The 19,261-nt window shown below is 65.7% G+C and carries 16 protein-coding genes; 2 read left to right on the top strand and 14 right to left on the bottom strand.

Going from position 1 to position 19,261, the window contains the following annotated elements; all coding sequences use genetic code 11:
• The first annotated feature begins 1 nt into the window (after position 1).
• Positions 2-3,751 (top strand): translocation/assembly module TamB domain-containing protein, encoded by a 3,750-nt coding sequence (locus J2X57_RS12355; protein WP_309867455.1) that lies wholly within the window; start codon positions 2-4, stop codon positions 3,749-3,751.
• 171 nt (positions 3,752-3,922) lie between these two features.
• Positions 3,923-6,217 carry an FdhF/YdeP family oxidoreductase gene (locus J2X57_RS12350; RefSeq protein ID WP_309867452.1) on the top strand — a complete coding sequence of 765 codons (2,295 nt, stop codon included), beginning with the start codon at positions 3,923-3,925 and terminating at the stop codon, positions 6,215-6,217.
• 84 nt (positions 6,218-6,301) lie between these two features.
• Here J2X57_RS12350 and J2X57_RS12345 read toward each other — a convergent pair whose 3' ends face one another.
• From J2X57_RS12345 to flhA, 14 genes are all read right to left on the bottom strand, one after another.
• Positions 6,302-6,757, bottom strand: coding sequence for a hypothetical protein (locus J2X57_RS12345; protein ID WP_309867449.1), 456 nt, complete (start codon positions 6,755-6,757; stop codon positions 6,302-6,304).
• A gap of 101 nt (positions 6,758-6,858) precedes the next feature.
• Positions 6,859-7,263 (bottom strand): DUF2802 domain-containing protein, encoded by a 405-nt coding sequence (locus J2X57_RS12340; protein ID WP_043695293.1) that lies wholly within the window; start codon positions 7,261-7,263, stop codon positions 6,859-6,861.
• A gap of 141 nt (positions 7,264-7,404) precedes the next feature.
• Positions 7,405-7,854, bottom strand: coding sequence for a chemotaxis protein CheW (locus J2X57_RS12335; RefSeq protein WP_239709099.1), 450 nt, complete (start codon positions 7,852-7,854; stop codon positions 7,405-7,407).
• Positions 7,851-8,423, bottom strand: a complete 573-nt coding sequence (locus J2X57_RS12330; RefSeq protein WP_043695296.1) for a hypothetical protein — start codon at positions 8,421-8,423, stop codon at positions 7,851-7,853. The genes J2X57_RS12335 and J2X57_RS12330 overlap by 4 nt, the downstream gene beginning before the upstream one ends.
• Positions 8,423-9,250, bottom strand: coding sequence for a ParA family protein (locus J2X57_RS12325; RefSeq protein ID WP_079522549.1), 828 nt, complete (start codon positions 9,248-9,250; stop codon positions 8,423-8,425). Before J2X57_RS12325 ends, J2X57_RS12330 begins: the two co-directional genes overlap by 1 nt.
• On the bottom strand, positions 9,250-10,155 hold the full coding sequence (gene motD, locus J2X57_RS12320; RefSeq protein WP_051943384.1) for a flagellar motor protein MotD: 906 nt from the start codon (positions 10,153-10,155) through the stop codon (positions 9,250-9,252). The genes J2X57_RS12325 and motD overlap by 1 nt, the downstream gene beginning before the upstream one ends.
• Positions 10,152-10,892 (bottom strand): flagellar motor protein, encoded by a 741-nt coding sequence (locus J2X57_RS12315; protein WP_036111245.1) that lies wholly within the window; start codon positions 10,890-10,892, stop codon positions 10,152-10,154. Before J2X57_RS12315 ends, motD begins: the two co-directional genes overlap by 4 nt.
• A gap of 1 nt (position 10,893) precedes the next feature.
• Positions 10,894-12,957 carry a chemotaxis protein CheA gene (locus J2X57_RS12310; protein ID WP_309867443.1) on the bottom strand — a complete coding sequence of 688 codons (2,064 nt, stop codon included), beginning with the start codon at positions 12,955-12,957 and terminating at the stop codon, positions 10,894-10,896.
• A gap of 7 nt (positions 12,958-12,964) precedes the next feature.
• Positions 12,965-13,606: a protein phosphatase CheZ gene (locus J2X57_RS12305; protein ID WP_176809059.1), complete on the bottom strand. Its 642-nt coding sequence runs from the start codon at positions 13,604-13,606 to the stop codon at positions 12,965-12,967.
• Between the two features lie 10 nt (positions 13,607-13,616).
• Entirely contained in the window at positions 13,617-14,018 is a 402-nt protein-coding gene (cheY, locus tag J2X57_RS12300) for a chemotaxis response regulator CheY (protein WP_036111237.1), read from the bottom strand.
• Between the two features lie 53 nt (positions 14,019-14,071).
• Positions 14,072-14,803, bottom strand: coding sequence for an RNA polymerase sigma factor FliA (locus tag J2X57_RS12295; RefSeq protein WP_036111235.1), 732 nt, complete (start codon positions 14,801-14,803; stop codon positions 14,072-14,074).
• Positions 14,800-15,675 (bottom strand): P-loop NTPase, encoded by an 876-nt coding sequence (locus tag J2X57_RS12290; RefSeq protein ID WP_036111233.1) that lies wholly within the window; start codon positions 15,673-15,675, stop codon positions 14,800-14,802. Before J2X57_RS12290 ends, J2X57_RS12295 begins: the two co-directional genes overlap by 4 nt.
• A 70-nt stretch (positions 15,676-15,745) precedes the next feature.
• Positions 15,746-17,113 (bottom strand): flagellar biosynthesis protein FlhF, encoded by a 1,368-nt coding sequence (gene flhF, locus J2X57_RS12285; RefSeq protein WP_043695304.1) that lies wholly within the window; start codon positions 17,111-17,113, stop codon positions 15,746-15,748.
• A gap of 33 nt (positions 17,114-17,146) precedes the next feature.
• Positions 17,147-19,258: a flagellar biosynthesis protein FlhA gene (flhA, locus tag J2X57_RS12280; RefSeq protein ID WP_036111227.1), complete on the bottom strand. Its 2,112-nt coding sequence runs from the start codon at positions 19,256-19,258 to the stop codon at positions 17,147-17,149.
• Between the last annotated feature and the right edge of the window lie 3 nt (positions 19,259-19,261).

Raw genomic sequence — 19,261 nt, 5'->3', positions numbered from 1 at the left:
CATGAAATGGTTTCTCCGTATCGGTATCGCGCTCGGTGCGCTGCTGCTCGTCGTCGTGCTGGCCGTGTGGTGGCTGGTCGGCACGGCATCCGGCCTGCGCTTTGCGCTGGCCCGTGCACAGGGTTTCACCGACAACGCCCTGACCGTCGACAAAGCCGAAGGTCGTCTCGCCGGCCCGCTCGATCTCGCTGGCGTCCGCTACCGCGACGAAAAGGGCATGGACGTGCGCGTCGCGTCGGCGCACCTCGACTTCTCGTTTGGCGCACTGCTGCGCAAGACGGCGCACGTGTACACGCTGACCGCCGACGGGATAGACGTGGCGCTCGGGCCCAGCGAGCCCGACACGCAGCCGTCCGAACCGTTCTCGCTCGAGCCGCCGCTCGACATCGTGCTGGACAAGGTCAAGGTCGGCCACGTCCGCGTGACCCGGCAGGGCCAGCCGTTGTTCGAGTCCAACTCGCTTGATCTCGCCGGCTCGTGGACCGCGAAAGGCATTGCCCTGAAGACGCTCGCGCTGCGTGCGCCCGATGGTCAGGCCGACCTCGGTGGCACGCTGGCGGTGGGCAAGAACTATCAGGGTGATGGCAAGGCCAGCTTCCGCTGGAAAGTCGGCGATATCGATTACGCGGGCAATGTCGAAGCGCATAGCGACGGCGACAAGGCCCACACCATCGTCAAGCTCACGCTCCCGCTCGTCGCGCAGGTCGATGCGAATCTGACGCAGAGCGGCGACTTCCCGTGGACGGCGTCCATCGACGCACCCCGCTTCGATCCCAAGCCGCTGATCGGGGACAGCAGCCTGACCTCGCTCGGCCTGGCCGTGAAAGGCAGCGGCGACCGCTACGGCGCCGACCTCACCGGCGATCTCGACCTCAACGATTACCGGGTGCACCTCGCCCCGCTGAAGGCCACGTTCGACCACGAGTACAAGCGCCTGACGCTGGACGAGCTCACGGTCGGCTCGCCGCAGGTCAAGGGGTCGCTCACGGCAAAGGGCACCGTGGAGATTGCCGCCACGCCGTTGTCGGCGGATCTCGCGCTCAACTGGAAGGACGTACTGGTCCCGGCCAGCGTCGCCGGCCAGGATCTCGCCAGCACCGGCCAGCTCGGCTTCAAGGGCAGCGCCGAGGCGTACCACGCCGCGGGCGATATCGACATCGGCCCGCCCGGTCACGTCGGCAAGTTCACGCTCGATGTCGACGGCAAGCCCGACCTCATCACGATGCACACCGTGCAGCTCAAGCAGGCCAACGGCAGCGTCGGCGCCAGCGGCACGCTGACGCTGCAGCCCGCGCTCGCGTGGAAACTCGACGTCAAGGGCGACCGCTTCGATCCTGGCCAGTTGCTTGCCGAATGGCCGGGTGCGCTGAATATCGACATGTCGACCGAAGGTCGTCTGGTCGACAACCAGCCGCTGGGCACGCTCACGCTGCGCAAGCTCGACGGCACACTGCGCCAGCGTCCGCTGCGCGGCAACGGCGAGCTCACACTGAAACCCAGCGAAGTCGTCAACGGCACGCTCGACGTTGCCTCCGGCGGCAGCACGATCCGTCTGGATGCCAGGGGCGACACCTCGAACGACGCGACGCTGAAGCTCGCCATCGCCTCGCTCGGGGACTGGCTGCCTGACGCGGGTGGTCGCGTGCAGGGTGACATTTCGGCGAAGGGCAATGTGCCGAAGCTTGCGGTGAAAGCGAACGTACGCGGCAGCGCCATCGTCTACGCGGGGGGGCAGAAGATCGACGCGCTGACCGTCGATGCCGATGTGCCCGACGTGAGCGCGCCGGGCGGCAAGCTCGCCGTTGTCGGTACCGGCGTCAATGCGGGTGGGTTGCTGTTCGAGCGCCTTGCCGTGAACGCCAACGGCACGCAAGAGAAGCACCAGCTCAGCATCGACGCGAAGGGCCGTCCGCTCACCGCCGACCTGCAGCTGTCCGGAGGCCTGCGCGACGGCGCCTGGAACGGCACGCTGTCCACGCTCAATATCGACTACCAGAACCTGCCGCGCTGGCGCCTGCAGAACGCGAGCCAGCTCGCGTACAAGGACGGCGCGATGAGCATGAGCGACCTGTGCCTCACGGCCGGCGATCCCTTGCTTTGCGTGGCCGCCAGACAGGACAAGGGTGGCAACCTCGACGCCAGCTATCGCCTGCGTCAGGTGCCGCTGGCCTTGCTGATGACCGCCGCCGAGGCGTCGGACAGCCCGATGCGTGCCGACGGCATCATCGAAGGTGACGGCAGCATTCGTCGCACCGCCGCCGGCGCCCTGTCAGGTCAGGCGAATGTTCACTCCGCACACGGCACGGTCGCTTATGCCGACCACGCCGACCAGCCTCTGCTGGTATACGACAACCTGACGGCCAATGCGCAGCTTGCGCCCGATAATCAGCGTTTGACGCTCAGCGCCAACCTCAATGACGGCGGTACGCTGGCCGGCAACGTATCGCTCACCGGCGCGCAGCAGGCGCTCGGCGGCAACGTTGCGCTGCATCTGAAGAACCTTGGCCTCATCGAGCTGTTCACGACGGAACTCGCCGAAGTGAAGGGCGGCCTCGATGCGAACTTCAACCTCGGCGGCACCGTTGCCAATCCTGCCGTCACCGGCCAGGCCGTGGTCGATAGCTTCGCGGCGGAAGTACCGAGCGCCGGCCTCAAGCTGAAGGACGGCCGCTTCAGCGTAAACACCACCGACGCGAAGAACTTCGCTGTCGACGGTACGGTGCGCTCCGGCGACGGTACGCTCGGCATCAAGGGCACCGCGCTGATCGGTACCGGCGCGACGATGCGCATCGGCGTGGAAGGCTCCAAATTCACCGCCGTCGACATCCCCGCGGCGAAGGCGATCATTTCGCCCAACCTGACGATCGTGCAGGATGCGAAGGGCATGAACGTCACCGGCAAGGTCGGCATCGATCTGGCGGACGTCAACGTCGAGCGACTGCCCGGCTCCGGCGCGACCAAGGCGTCGCCCGACGTCGTGGTCGTCGATGACAAGCAGCAGGAGGCCGCCGCTGAAGCGACGCCGATCAGCGCGGATATCCGCGTCGATCTCGGGCAGAAGGTTCACCTGGTCGGTTTCGGCATCGATGGTCGTATCACCGGTCAGCTCGATGTACGTGAGCGCCCGGGTCGTGCGACGACGGGTCAGGGCCAGATCGGCGTCGACGGTACCTATAAGGCCTACGGTCAGGACCTGAAGATCGAACAGGGTCAGCTGTTGTTCGCCAGCACGCCCATCGACAATCCCGGCCTCAATATCCGCGCGGCGCGTACGCTCAACCCGAATGCCACGATCGACGACGGGCAGAAGGTCGGCCTGTACGTCTCCGGCACCGCGCAGCGCCCCATCCTCACCGTGTTCTCGAACCCCGTGATGGAACAGTCCGACGCCCTCTCCTACCTCGTCACCGGCAAGCCGCTGTCGCAGGTGAAGGGTGGCGAAGGGAACATGGTGGGTGCCGCCGCGCAGGCGCTGGGCTCGGCCGCTGGCGACCTGCTGGCGAAGAGTGTCGGCTCGAAGATCGGTGTCGACGACATCGGCGTATCGAACAACGATGCGCTAGGTGGCACCTCGGCATTCACCGTGGGCAAGTACCTCTCACCCCGGCTCTACCTCAGCTACGGCGTGGGCCTGTTCGACCCGGGTCAGGTCATCACCCTGCGCTACCTCTTCAGCCACAAGTGGAACTTCGAAGCGCAGAACGCGACAGACTTCAGCCGCGCCAGCCTCAACTACCGCCTCGAACGCTGACCGATGGTGCCGCGTCCCCCAGGCCGCGGCACACAAAGGTAGGAGCCAGCCTGCTGGCGAACCCTCAACGCCGCTAAAGCCGACGAGGCGATGCCTCACACGTGGTTCCCACCCCCATCACGATCCACATGATTCCCTCGTCCCGATAGATACAGATATCGGAGACGAGTCATGACATCCCGCAAAGCCGAAGAGATCCAGCACGAAGGCGCTTCCGGTGGCTGGGGCTCCGTCTCCGGTATGGCCAAGGTGCTCCTGCGAGAAAAGCCAACGCCGGCCTCCCTCGACACCCTGCTTCACCAGAACAAACCCCACGGCTTCATGTGTACATCGTGCGCCTGGGGCAAGCCAAAACATCCGCACAAATTCGAATTCTGCGAGAACGGCGCCAAGTCGACCCTGTGGGAGCTGACATCGGATCGCTGCACGCCCGACTTCTTCGCCGCCCATACGGTTACGGAGTTGCTCGGCTGGCAGGACTACGACCTCGAGATGCAGGGTCGCCTGACCGAGCCCATGCGCTACGACGCCGCGACGGATAAATACCTCGCCTGCACCTGGGACGAAGCTTTCGCAGGCATCGGAGCGACACTCAGGACGCTGGACCCGAAGTCCGTTATTTTCTACGCCTCCGGCAAGTCCGCACTCGAACAGTCCTACCTCTACGGACTTACCGCGCGCTTCTACGGCAACAACAACCTGCCCGACAGCTCGAACATGTGTCACGAAACGACCTCGGTCGGCCTGAAGCAGGTCATCGGGTCGCCGGTCGGGACCTGCGTACTCGAAGACTTCGAGACGTGCGACGTGATCCTCTACTTCGGCCAGAACCCGGGTACCAACAGCCCGCGCTTTCTCCACCCGTTGCAGGAAGCCGTTAAGCGGGGCTGCAAGATCCTCACGTTCAATCCCGTACGCGAACAAGGCTTGGTTCGCTTCATCAATCCGCAGAACCCGATGCAGATGCTGAGCGGCCACGCCACCGAGCTGTCGCACATGTATCTGCAGGTGCGCCCGGGCGGCGACATCGCGGCAATGATGGGTATGTGCAAGCATGCGTTCGCCCTCGATGCGGCCCGTCGCGAAGGTGGCGAAGACGGTGTCTTCGACCGTGACTTCATCGCCCAGCACACCAGCGAGTTCGACGACTTCGCCGCGAAGGTGCATGCGACCGCGTGGCACGATATCGAGCGCGAATCCGGTCTTACGCGTGCGGACCTCGAAGCCGCCGCGGGCATCTACGCCACCGCGAAGAACGTCATCGCCGTCTACGGCATGGGACTGACGCAGCATGTCCACGGAACTCAGTCGATCGGCATGCTGGTGAACATGCTGCTGCTTGGCGGTCATATCGGCCGCGACGGGGCCGGCGCATGCCCGGTGCGTGGTCATTCCAACGTTCAGGGCCAGCGTACGGTCGGCATCTCCGAGAAGCCGGAACTGGTACCGCTCGATGTACTCGCCAGGCAGTTCGACTTCGAGCCGCCGCGCGACAAGGGTATGGGTACGGTGGAAACCTGCGAAGGCATTCTCGCCGGAACGGTGAAAGGATTTATCAGCCTTGGGGGCAATTTCGTCCGAGCCATTCCCGACCAGGAGATCGTGGAGACCGCGTGGTCCGCGCAGGCGATCACGGTCTATATCGCGACCAAGCTCAATCGCAGCCATCTCGTGCATGGCAAGGCCTCCTATCTCCTGCCCTGCCTCGCGCGTTCCGAGGACGACGTGCAGGCGTCGGGAAGCCAGTCCGTATCGATGGAGGACAGCTTCAGCCACATCCATGGCTCGATCGGCAAGCGGAAACCGGCCAGTGAGCACCTGCGATCCGAGGTCGCCATCGTCGCCGGCATCGCCAAGGCGACGCTGCCTCCCAACCCGACATGGCGCTGGGATGAGTGGACCGCTGACTACGGCAAGATCCGCGATCTGATCGAAGCGACGTACCCGGACCAGTTCAAGGATTACAACGCGCGCATGTTCGATGCCGGCGGCTTCTATCGCGGGAATCCGGCGCGTGAACGTGACTGGAAAACAGAGACCGGCAAGGCAAGGTTCACCACGCCGACCGTTCTCTCGGCCGTCGGCGTCGGTGACGCGCCTGGCCGGTACCACCTGATCACGATGCGGTCCAACGATCAGTTCAACACGACGATCTACGGACATAGTGACCGGTTGCGTGGGCTCGAGGGCTCGCGATCCGTGCTGCTGATGAACCCGCAGGATATCGAGCGCGATGGGCTCCACGTGGGCGACGTGGTGTCGCTGGTTGGCGATGCTGGCGATGGCGCCGAACGGTTGGTGGGAGGCCTCACCGTTACGGCGTTCAATCTGCCTTCGGGCTGCGTCGGCGGGTACTACCCGGAGATGAACCCGCTTATGCCCTTGTGGTACCACGACGTGGATTCGAAGACGCCCGCGGCCAAGGGTGTGCCGGTGCGAATCTCCGCCGGAAAAGAACCCACATGATCGGAGGACGCGGGATCAGCGCACGCGTGCGTCTCCGTCTTTATTGAAATGCCGATCGGTGGACGAACGCGGAAAATGTGCGGGTCAAGCGTGCCGAGAAAAATACTCTTTCGCCCGCCGGTTGACGTAGAAATAGAGAGCAACCGCCGTCAGCTGCGCTACGCCAAACAATAGAGATGAAACGACTTCCCACTCATCGAAGGGAATCTTATTGATGGCCTGCACAGCGAACGCGCATGGGTACAGAAGCAAAAATCCCAGCAGGTAGCACTCTCGGCTAAACCGGGCACGCTTGAGGATCATCACTCCGGATGCGACTAAGCTGCTGATCGCCAGTGTGAACAGCTCCCCGCTTCCGTTCGTCCACCACTCATGGGCACCTATATTGCGATCTCCGATCATGGCACCCCCAGGCACAATCGTGGCGATCACGAAAGCGCCCGATGCCAAGGAGATAGCCGTCAGGAATCTCAGAATGCCAGGCATCGATTTGAGCTCACTCACAAGTTGGGTCACATCGCAGAAGAGGCTGTCGTTCAAGTATCACGCAACGCCTCCGGCTGCGAGAGCAATATGCCGGCGGTGAATTGTTTTCATCCACATCTGCAAGGTTCGCAGATCGCCCGGTGACGCGATTGAAATCAGCGCCCCGAATGCAACCGATGCAGTAACTCAGCCTCAGTCAACGAAATCCCACACGTCTCCGCAATGTCCTTCGGCGAAGCCCCCTGCCGCGCAAGGCGCTGCGCGAGTGCCAGCGACCGGTCACTCGTGCTACCCGGCTCGGAAGCAATCGTCACCGTCGGCGCACGACGCACCTGCTCTTCAATATCGCCAAGGCGGTTCTCGAGGCGACGAAGCATCGTGTTGAGTGCCGTCGGATCGATGGCAGGTTCGGCGAGCGGTGCGGGCGTCTGCTCGGGTTCGGCGACGGGCGCGGGTGCCGGTTTCGCGGGCGCGTTACCGAGGCGGCGGAACACCAGCAGCAGGCCGACCAGGTTCAGGGCGGCGAGTGCGATGAGGATGTATCCGACGATCGGGTTCATGCGGGGTGGCTTCCGGGGTTAGCGGGGACACGGTAACTCAGTGGGGGGGAATTCTGAAGATGCAGGTTGGTGCGGGTGGGATCGCCAGCAGGGCTGGCTCCTACACAGAGAGCGGGGGCGGGAAGCCCTGCTCTGCCGCTATCAGGCGCGGCAGAGGCGGGGGACGTCGACCAGGGCGATGAAGCCGTCGTCGCGGGTGATGACGCCGGTGACGGGGTCGTCGCGGCGGTTGGCGCGGCCGGGCGGTGGCGGGTCGACTTCGTCGGCGTCGAACTGAAGCATCTCTCCGATCACGTCGATGAGCATGCCGACCGCCGTTCCGCTGTCTTCGAAGACGATGACGCGGCGCGCGTCTTCCGCGCCCGGTTCGAGTGCGCCGTCGAGGCCGAAGCGGCGACGGCCGTCCAGCACGGGTACGATCTGACCGCGCAGGTTGACGATGCCGAGAACGTCTTCAGGACCACCCGGTACCGGCGTGATGTCACCCGGACGAATGACTTCGCGCACGCTGTTCAGCGCCACGGCGTAACGCTGCCCCTTGAGTGAAAAGCCCAGCCAGGCGCCCTGCGCGTTGTGTTGCGAGTCGGTCACGGACCCAGCTCCTTTTCCAGCCATTCGATCAGCGCCGTGGTGTTGACCACGCCGCACTTGGGTTCTTGCGACATGCCGGCCAGCCAGGGCCGCGTGGTCGCGCCGGTGCGCCACTGGATGGCGTCGGCATCGAGTTCCACCGGTTCGTCGACGACGATGCAGGCGATCGCCCAGCGGCGATGGCCGAGCAGAACGACCGATGACGACAGCGCTCCCGCCATATCCGGCGAGATGATCGCCGCCAGATCCGCGACCCGCGCTTCACCGCTGGGATGACGCCAGCGCCCGAGGCATACCGGGTTCGGTACATTGGGCGGCGACAAAGGCGGTATCGGCAGGACGTGACTCACGTCGGCCATCGGCACGGCCAGCTTGACGCCGGCGGCAACGCAAAGCAGGTAACGGTTGTCGACGGCCGGCGCAGCGGACTCGGACGGCGCGTTGCGCCAGGTCTCGATGGCCACCACTTTGACTTCGTTCGGGGTCACCACGGCCGGCACCGCCGCAGGCGTCAGCAGCTCGGCAAGATAGTCGGCGACGATCTGCTCGGCGTCCTGCATGGCGCGCATCACGCGGCGGCATCCGTCGCGGGCGCGGTGGCCGACGCAACGGTGGAAGCGGCATCAACCGCGGGAGGCGCCAGCAATTCATCGAGCAACTGGCGATACGCCAGACCGCCGCGACGTGCGGCCGGCCACGAGGCGAGCGGCACACCGGCCGCACTGGCTTCGCGGATCTGCGTATCGGTAGGAATGACGGCCTGACTGACGCTGTCGCCGTATTGCTCGCGCAACTGATCCAGGCAGACGCGCGAGGCGTGCGTCCGCGAATCGAACATCGTCGGCACGATCGTGCGTGGCAGCGGACGACCGCGCGAGCGCTCGATCATCGACAGGCTGCGCAGCATGCGCTCGAGACCGGCCAGCGCCAATGCTTCGGTCTGTGTCGGCACCAGCAGACGATCGCTCGCCGCCAGTGCGTTGACCATCAGCACGCCGAGCGTGGGCGGGCAATCGAGCAGCACATGGTCGAAGTCGGGCGCGAGCTCGGCGAGCGCCTGGGTAAGCACCAGCCCCATACCCGGACGCGTACCCAGCTGACGGTCCAGCGTGATCATCGCGGGCGACGCAGGCAGCACGCTCAACCGGTCCCACTGCGTGGCGTGCACCAACGTGCGCACCGGCAGCGGGGCCGCACTGTTACCGATGCCGAACAGATCGTAGACGCTGCCATGCGCCCCGCCTTCGACGCCGATGTAACCGGACAGCGAGGCATGCGGATCCATGTCGATGAGAAGCGTGCGCTTGCCGGACGCGGCGAGCAGGCTACCCAGTGCGACCGTGGTCGTGGTTTTTCCGACGCCGCCCTTCTGGTTGGAGACCGCCCAGGTGATCATCAGCGATTTCCCCCGGCCGGCGCGGCCGCGGCATCGCTGTAGAAACGCGACGGGGCCGCCTTGTCGCTCATCACGACAATCAGCACGCGGCGGTTCCGGTTGCGTCCGTCGTCGGTATCGTTCGCCACGATCGGACGAAACTCGCCCCAGCCGACGATACCCACGCGATGCGGATCCACACCCGTCGTCGTCAGCAGACGCGCCACGGTAGCGGCGCGTGCCGCGGACAGCTCCCAGTTGGACGGGAACGTCGGCGTGGCGATCGGCGTGTTATCCGTATAGCCCTCGATACGCATCGGGTTCGGAAACGGCGCGAGGATGCCGGCCAGCTTGCGCAGCACGTCATCGGCCGGCGCCTGCAGTCTGGCGACACCGACCGGGAACAGCATGTCGGTCTTGACCTCGATCTCGAGCCAGTCCGGCGTCTGCCGCACGTTGACCAGACTTTTGTCGATCAGCGGCTTCATCGCCCGCTTCACTTCGTCGGAAATCTGGCTGAGGCTGGCGTCCTCGGTCTTGCCGACCGTGGTGTTCGCCGCCGTCGCGGTATTCGTGCTGGCCGCTTCCTGACGCTCGGCGGCGGCGCCTTCGTGACCGGGCAACGGCAGGTTGCGCGGCGGAACGGGCACGTCGATGCGGGCGATGGGCGCGGCGGCTGGCGCACGCGACTGATTCGGCAGCGGCACCTGCGCGGCGGGCGTCGCCTCGCGGATCGGCTCGATCACCTTGCCCGTGCCGTTGAAGGCTTCGTTGATGGACTGCGCCATCACCTTGAACTTGGTTTCGTTGACGGCCGATACCGCGTACATCACCACGAACAACGCGAGCAGCAACGTGATCAGATCGCCATAGGGGATCGCCCAGCGCTCGTGATTGATGTGCTCTTCGTGGTGGCGGCGCTTCACGAGAGAAACCCCTGCAGCTTGCTCTCGATGTGCCGCGGGTTGTCGCCCTGAGCGATCGAGACGAGGCCTTCGACGAGGATCTCGCGCATCTGCGAACGCTGGCGGGCCAGGCCTTTCAGGCGTGACGCCATGGGCAGCGCCAGCAGGTTGGCCAGGCCGATACCGTAAATGGTGGCGACGAAGGCGGCCGCGATGCCGTGGCCGAGCTTGCTGGGCTCGGCAAGGTTCTGCATGACCGACATGAGGCCCATGACGGCACCGATGATGCCCATCGTCGGCGAGTACGCACCGGCGTTTTCGTAAACCTTGGCGGCTTCGATGTCGTTGTGCTCGCGTGCGAGCACTTCCACTTCGAGCACGGAGCGCATGGCGTCCGGCTCGGTGCCATCCACCAAAAGCTGAAGCCCCTTACGGATGAAGGGGTCCGATTCGCGCTCGATGGCGGGTTCCAGCCCGAGCAGGCCGGTGCGCCGGGATATCTCGCTCCAGCCGACGATGCGGCTGACGAGGTTTTCCGATTCGATATCCGGCGGGCGATACACCCACGGCAGCATGCTCCACGCACGCTTGAGTACCGGCCCCGGCGTCTGCACCAGCAGCGCGGCCAGGGTGCCGAGGAAGACGATGACGAACGCCGCCGGGTTCCACAGGGCATCGAGACTCGAGCCTTTGAGGATGGTCCCCACGATGATGACCACGAAGGCCAGGATCGTGCCGACGACGCTCACGATATCCATGTCAGACAGCCATCCTCAATGAAGGCAGCACCTGCCCACTGTCATCGGCCAGACCGGAAAGGTCGAGCACGAGGGAGATACGCCCGTCACCGGTGATGGTCGCCCCGGCGACACCGGGAACGTCCTTGAGAAACGGGCCCAGCGGCTTGGCCATGACGTCTTCGCGGCCGAGCACTTCGTCGACCAGGCAACCCAGCGTCTGGTGACCGATCTGCACGACGACGACATGGCCGCCCTTCCCGCTCACCCCGGCCCAGTGACCGAGGTCGGCGAGCGGCAAGGCGCGCTGACGGTGCGACGCGACGATGCGGCCGTCGAGCTCCTGGATCTGACCGGGAACGAGCTCGAACACTTCGGTGACATTGGACAGCGGGAGCGAAAGCAGACGATGACCGACGCGAACCATCAGCACGCGCATGATCGCCAGCGTCAGCGGCACCGACAGGCGTACCGTGCTGCCGTGACCGACACGCGAGTCGATGGACAGCGTGCCGCCCAGCTCGACGATCTTGGTCTTGACCACGTCCATGCCGACGCCACGGCCGGAAATGTCGGACACCGTGCTGGCGGTCGAGAAGCCCGGGCGGAAGACGATTTCGTAGCATTCGCGCTCGTCCAGACGCGCGGCCTGCTCGGCGTCCATCAGGCCCTTTTCGACGGCCTTGCGGCGCAGGACTTCGGGATCCATGCCCTTGCCGTCATCGGTGACGGTAATGACGATGCGGTCGCCGTACTGGCCAGCGGCGAGGCGCACGGTGCCCAGACGCGACTTGCCTTCGGCCGCGCGCACGTCAGGCATCTCGATGCCGTGGTCCACCGCGTTACGCAGCAGATGCACGAGCGGATCGGCGAGCGCCTCGACCACGGTGCGATCGATATCGGTTTCTTCGCCTTCCGTCACGAGCTCGATCTCTTTACCGAGCTGGCGGGCGAGGTCACGAATGATGCGCGGGAAACGGGAGAACAGTTTGCCGACGGGCTGCATGCGCATGCGCAGCACGGCGTTCTGCAAGTCTTCCGCGACGCGCTCCAGCTCGCCGATGGCACGTTCCATCGGATCGTTGCCGCCGCGCGGTGCGAGGCTGGTGAGGCGGTTGCGTACGAGCACGAGCTCGCCCGCGGCGTCGACCAGGCTGTCGAGACGATGCGTGTCGACGCGAACCGTCGTGTCGGCGGCGGACGCGGCGCGCTTTTCGCCAGCCGCGGCGGGCGCGGCCTTCACCGCGGGAGGAGCCACTGCGGGCGGTGCGGGTGCAGCGACGGGAACCACGGCGAGCGCGGGCGTGGAAGCGACAACAGGCGCCGCACCACCGACCGCACCCGGCGCTGCCGTGCCGTGAAGGGAATCCAGCAAGGCTTCGAATTCGTCGTCGCTGATCGCGTCGTTGTTCGACGGCAACGGTGCGGCAGCGACCACGGGTGCGGGCGTCGGTGCCGATGCGGATACCGCTGCGCTGTCCGCGCCTGGCGCACCCGTGCCGTACAACGAATCCAGCAGCGCTTCGAACTCGTCATCGTTGATCGTCGCGGACGAGGCCGGTGCCGGCGCGCGGTCGGTGCGCGCGGCGTCGAGCATCGCCTCGAATTCATCTTCGATCGGGTCGTACGCTTTCGGCGCGGAAGGTGCCGCGACCGGCGAAGAGACCGGTACCGCCAAGGCAACGGGAGCCGCGGATACGGCACGACCGGGAATCAGCAGCCGGTCGAGCAGCGAACGCGGCGCGGGCTCGATCGGCACGCCGCCATCGGCGGCGCGCATCATGTCGTTGAGCAGGTCGAGCGACTCGAGCAGCGCATCCATGAAGGCGGCGTTGAGCACGATCGTGCCGTTACGCGCTTCGTTCAGAAGATCTTCGCCACGGTGGCACAGCTCCACCATGGGATTGAGCCCAAGAAAGCCCGCACCGCCCTTCACGGTGTGGAACGCACGGAAGACCGCGTTCAGCAGCTCCGTGTCGTTCGGCGACGCTTCGAGATCCACGAGCTGCTCGCCCAGGCTCTCGAGCAGTTCGCGCGCTTCGATCAGGAAGACGTTGAGCAGCTCGTTGTCCAGCTCCACGCTCATAGCGGGCTCAGAATCCGAATTCGCTGAGGAGGCGATCCACTTCGTCCTGGCTGACCTTGTCCGCGGCCGGGGCATTGCCGCCCGCGAGCGAGCCGGTCAGACGGACCAGCTCGACCAGCGACGACTCGACCTTGGCCATGAACGCCTCGACCTGCGCCACGCGCTGACCGGAAAGATCCTGCCACGACTGGGCTTCGACCATTTCGCCCAGGCCGATGTCGCAGCTCTGCGCGAAATCGCCCACGCGCACGGCAAGCGCCGTGGCATTGGCGCCGAACGCCGGATCGGCGTGATCGAGCACGAGCACTTCGTCGGCCTGCTTCGCCAGCGCCTGGGCCTGCGGACGCAGCTTTTCGCTGAAGTCCAGCGTGCGGTGCGCCGCGGTCGAGCTCATCTCGAGCACGTCACGCAGATGCTTGCGCGCATCGCTCATGTTCCCGGGCACGCCGTCGGTCGAAATGTCCGAAGCGAGGCGGCGCACGGATTCGTGCAGGTCGCGCGCAAGGTGGCCCAGCGCCAGGAACAGGTGCTGCTCGCGGCTGCGGATAAGGTTGTCGAGTGCCTTTTCGAAGGCGGCGCCGTCGTCGGCCTCGAGCAGCTCGCGCAGTTCGGGGACGACCTCTTGGCCGGGGGAGAGCATCGTATTCATCGTTATTCCCTTAGCCCGCAGCCGCGGCGAGTCGTTCGAAGATCTTGTCGAGCTTTTCCTTCAGCGTGACCGCCGTGAAAGGCTTGACGACGTAGCCGTTAACACCGCTCTGCGCGGCGGCGATGATCTGGTCGCGGTTGTTTTCCGCGGTCACCATCAGCACCGGCAAGGACTTCAGACCGGCATCGGCGCGGATGGCGCGAAGCAGGTCGATGCCCGTCATGTTGGGCATGTTCCAGTCGGTGACGACGAGGTCGATCGGCTGCGAGCGCAGCAACGCGAGGGCCGCGTTACCGTCTTCGGCTTCCTGGATGAGCGTGTTGGTGAAACCCAACTCGACCAGGAGATTCCTGACGATGCGCCGCATGGTGGAAAAGTCGTCCACCACGAGGATCTTCATGTTCTTGTCCAAAACTGCTCTCCGCCACGTGCTTTTTCTTTACCGGCGACGGCACCGCGATGCCGTCACTGCTTGTCTTTCCAACCCGTCATGCGTGCACGCAGGCGAATCAGGGCCTGGCCATGGATCTGGCACACGCGCGACTCGCTCACACCAAGTACCACACCGATTTCTTTCAGGTTGAGCTCTTCATCGTAGTACAGCGACATCACCAGCTTCTCGCGTTCCGGCAGGCCGTCGATCGATTGCGCCAACGCGTCGCGCAGGCCGTTCTTCTCGAAGTTGCCTTCCGGGCCCGAGGCGTCGGGGTCCGCGACGTCGATCGCCGCGCCTTCGTCGCCTTCCGGCGCCGTGAGGCTCAGCAACCGCGCGCTCGCCGCGTCGGCCAGAATCTGGTTGTACTCCATGGCGTCGATACCCAGCCGCTTCATCACTTCCGCGTCTTCGGCGTCGCCACCCGTTTCGTTCTCGATCTGCCTCGTTACTTCAGCCACCTCGCGCAACTTCCGGTGGACGGAGCGCGGGGTCCAGTCCGTCTTGCGCAGTTCGTCCAGCATGGCGCCACGAATGCGGATGCCCGCATAGGTCTCGAAGCTGGCCGCGCGAGTCGGCGAGTAATTTCTTGCGGCCTCGAGCAGTCCGATCATTCCAGCCTGCATGAGGTCATTCGCGTCCACGCTTGGCGGCAGGCGGCCCATCAGGTGATAGGCGATCCGGCGCACCAGGGGTGCATGCGTTTTAACCAGTTGATCCGCTGGAACTCTAGTGATTTCAAGGTATTCGCTAGCGACACTCACAGCGGCAGCCCTCCCCCCATGTGGTTCCGTTCGGCGAAAAAGCCGATGCGACCCTGCACCCGGGGTTCGGGTTCACCCCATGTATCGACCGACCGGGCCAGATTCTTGAATCCCACCGCCGAGCGGCTGCTCGGCCAGGCGTCGACCACGGCCGCCTGGCGGCGGATGGCCTGACGCAGGTACTCGTCGTGCGGAACCATGCCCATGAAATCCAGGGACACGTCCAGGAAGCGGTTGGTCACGCGGGCCAGCTTCTCGAACAGCTGACGGCCTTCCTGCGCATGGCGGACCATATTGGCGACGATGCGGAAGCGGTTCACGTCGAACTCGCGGCTCATCACCTTGATCAGCGCGTAGGCGTCGGTCAGCGAGGCCGGCTCGTCGCAGACCACGACCACCACTTCGTCGGAGGCTGCCGCGAACATCGACACGCTGTCGGAGATGCCGGCGGCGGTGTCGACGATCAGATATTCGGGGGCGACCGGGTATTCGTCGAAGGCGCGGATCACGGCGGCGTGCTCGATATTCGGCAGCTGCGCCATGCGGCGCGCGCCCGAGGTCGCCGGGATCACCTTCAGGCCGTGGTTGGCGTGGAGGATCAGGTCCTCGATGCGGCACTCGCCTTCGAGCATGTGGCCCAGATGGCGCGTGGGCTGCAGGCCCAGCAGCACGTCGATGTTCGCCATGGCCAGATCCGCGTCCAGCAGGACCACGTCACGGCCGCCCATCGCGAGCGCCATGCCGAGGTTGACCGCCACCGTGGTCTTGCCCACGCCGCCCTTGCCGCCCGCCACCGCGATGCTGCGCGTGGGACGACGGTCGGCGAGCCAGTTGAGCCCAGCAGCCTGGGTGGAATCGACGTGTGTGTTCATGAAGGAATTCACTGCCGTGAAAGGGTGTGCGGATGCGGATGCCGTGGTCACGTTACTTCAGTTCCCGGTGTCAGGCGATGGCTGGCGCGGTGGAGAAGCCGAAACGGTCGGCGAGAATCGCGTCGTCCGGTTCGTCGGTGCGCTGCTTGACGAGTTGAGCGGCCAGGCAGACGAGTTTGCGCGCATCCGCGGAGGCGATGTCTTCCGGCACGCGCTGGCCATCCGTGGTGTAGTCCAGCGGCAGTCCGTGGCGGATGACGGCCGACAGGGCACCGCCGATCAGCGGGGCCTCGTCGAGCTTGGTCAGGATCGCGGTCTGCGGCGCCAGCGGCGCGTAGGCACGGATCGCGTTGTCGATGGCCTGCGCCTGCGCGTTCGCGGCAAGCACGAGGCAGACACGCACCTCGGTCATCGCGCGCAGGGTGTCGAACTGCTGCTGGAGCTTGGGGTCGTTACCGGCCAGGCCGGCGGTATCGATCAGCACGGTGTGCTTGCCACGCAGCTGGAGCAGCACGTTGCGGAGGCTCTGTGCATCGTGGGCGTTGTAGACGCGCACACCGAGCAGGCGGCCGTAATGTTCCAACTGGGCGCCCGCGCCGATGCGGTACTGGTCGGCACTGATCAGCGCGACGTTCGAGGCGCCGTGGCGGAGCACCGCACGCGCCGCGAGCTTGGCGATGGTGGTGGTCTTGCCGACGCCCGTCGTGCCGACCAGAGCGGTGACGGCGCTACCGGCGGTATCGGCGTTGCGGCCGCTGGTACGGATGTTGCGCGAGAGGATGCCCAGCGGCAGGTAGCGGGCCTGCTCGGCGGTCATGCCCGGCGGCAGCTCGGCGCAGAGCGCGCGAGCCACGTCGCCGTCGATGCCCAGGCGGGTCATCTCGCGGAGCACGCGGGCGCGCAGCGGCTGGTCGCGGTCCATCTGATTCCAGGCGAGCGTGGACAACTGCACTTCCAGCATCTCACGCAGGCTGTTGATCTCGGCACGCACGCCATTGACGGCGGCGTCGCTGTTCGCGTTGTGGTTCGGGGCGACCGTCGCGGCGCGCACCACATCGGCGACGCTGGCGGCGAGCGCGGCGCTCGACTGACGCTGCGGCGCATTCGGATTCGCGACCTGCGGAGCGGCGGGCGCCGGAGCACCGCGCGTCACACGTTCGACAGCGGCGGCGGTCGCGGCCTTGGCCTGATCGATGCGGGCGGCGAAGTCGTTGTCGCGGCGCGCGCGGATCGGAGCTTCCTCGCGCTCGCGCGGCGGAAGATCGACACCGAAGCCGGCTTCACGCACCAGCGCTTCGTCGTAATCCAGCGCCGCGATGATCTCGATACCGTCGTCCAGCCGACGGGTCGACAGGATCACGGCATCCGGGCCCTGCTCGTCGCGCACCTGGCGCATGGCCTGGCGCATGTCGGGGGCTACGAAGCGTTTGATTTTCATGCGTTCGATCCTGTGTCCATGTTCATTCCCCACTTACCTGCCGAGCGCCGTCACCAGCTTGACGCGTCGGTTATCCGGAACTTCGTTGTAAGCGAGTACATGCAGGTTTTGGGCCACATGACGCGTGAAGCGCGAAAGCCATGGACGAAGCGCGGGAGAGACCAGCAATACCGCCGGTTCGCCGGCCGCTTCCTGGCGTCGTGCGGCCTCGGCGACGTTCTGCTGAAGACGATCGGCCAGACCCGGCTCCACGGCCGCGCCGGTGGGACCGCCACCCTGCAGCGACTGCAGCAGGATCTGCTCGAGTTCCGGCGCCAAAGTAATGACGGGCACTTCCGAACCCAGGCCGGCGATCTCCTGCACGATCTGACGACCGAGCGTGACGCGTACGGCGGCGGCGAGCACGCCGGGATCCTGACTCTGACCCGCGTGCTCCGCCAGCGACTCGACGATGCCGCGGAAGTTGCGGATGGGCACGCGCTCGGCGAGCAGGTTCTGCAGCACCTTGACCACCGCGCCCAGCGACAGCCGCTTGGGCACGAGATCTTCGACCAGCTTCGGCGTCTGCTGGGCCAGACGGTCGAGCAGCTGCTGCACGTCCTGGTGGCCGATGAGTTCGTGGGCGTGGTTCTGCAGGATGTGCGACAGGTGCGTGGCGATGACGGTGGCCGGGTCGACCACGGTGTAGCCCAGCGTCTGCGCGTGCTCGCGCATGCCCGGCTCGATCCACACGGCATCGAGGCCGAAGGCGGGATCGCGCGTGGCGATGCCATTGATCGTCCCGTGCACTCGGCCCGGATCGATCGCCAGCATGCGCTCGGTATGGATTTCGGCCTCGCCCATCGGCACGCCCATCAGCGAAATGCGATAGCCGTGCGGTGCGAGATCGAGGTTGTCGCGAATGTGGACGGACGGGACGAGAAAGCCGAGCTCCTGCGACAGCTTGCGACGCACGGATTTGATCCGCGCCATGAGCTCGCCGCCCTGCGCCTTGTCCACCAGCGGAATCAGGCGATAGCCGACTTCCAGGCCGATGGTGTCGACCTGCGCCACGTCTTCCCACGAGAGTTCGAGACGCTCGGCCGGCGGCGCGGACTCCAGCGCCAGATCGGTACCCGGGGCACCCGGCGTGCCGGTGGCGCCACCCTCGGCAACGAGGTTCTTGCGCTGCTGCAGCTTCCACGCGGCAAAGCCGGCGCCACCGGCCAGCAGCAGGAACGGAATGTTCGGCATCCCGGGGATCAGACCCATCGTGCCGAGCACGGCGGCGGCCACGCCCAGCGCCTTGGGCTGACCGAACAGCTGGCCCATCACGTGCTTGCCCATCTCCTGCGACTTGGACACGCGGGTGACGATGACCGCCGTGGCGATCGAGAGCATCAGGCCGGGGACCTGGGCGACGAGGCCGTCACCGATGGTCAGCAGCGTGTAGGTACGCGCGGCTTCGCCGGCCGACAGGCCATGCTGGAACATGCCGATGAAGAAGCCACCCAGCATGTTGATGGCGAGGATGAGCATGCCCGCCGTGGCATCGCCGCGGACGAACTTGGACGCACCGTCCATCGAGCCGTAGAAGTCGGCTTCCTCACGCACTTCCTGGCGGCGCTCGCGCGCCTGTTCCTGGGTCAGCAGACCGGCGTTGAGATCGGCGTCGATCGCCATCTGCTTGCCGGGCATGGCGTCGAGGGTGAAGCGGGCGGTCACTTCGGACACGCGGGTGGCGCCCTTGGTGACGACCACGAAGTTGATGATGGTGAGGATGGCGAAGACGACGAAGCCGACGGCGAAGTTGCCGCCGATGACGAACTCGGCGAAGGCCTCGATGACCTTGCCCGCGGCGCCCGGGCCGTTATGACCGTGCAGCAGCACCACGCGGGTGGAAGCGATGTTCAGCGCCAGGCGCAGCAAGGTGGCGAACAGCACCACCGTCGGGAACGAGGCCAGCTCCAGCGGGCGCATCACGTACATGGTGGCGAGCAGGATCACCAGCGACAACGCGATGTTGAAGGTGAACAGCAGGTCCAGCATGAAGGGCGGCAGCGGCAGCATCATCATGCCAAGCATGATCAGCATGGCGACCGGCGCCGCCACGCCTCGGCGGCCGATCTGCCGGAACGTACCCATCAGGTTGGTGGAAGCGGCCATTCG

The organism is Luteibacter sp. 1214 (assembly GCF_031455395.1).
Classification (GTDB): domain Bacteria; phylum Pseudomonadota; class Gammaproteobacteria; order Xanthomonadales; family Rhodanobacteraceae; genus Luteibacter; species Luteibacter mycovicinus.
This window is presented reverse-complemented; position numbering and strand designations above follow the sequence as displayed.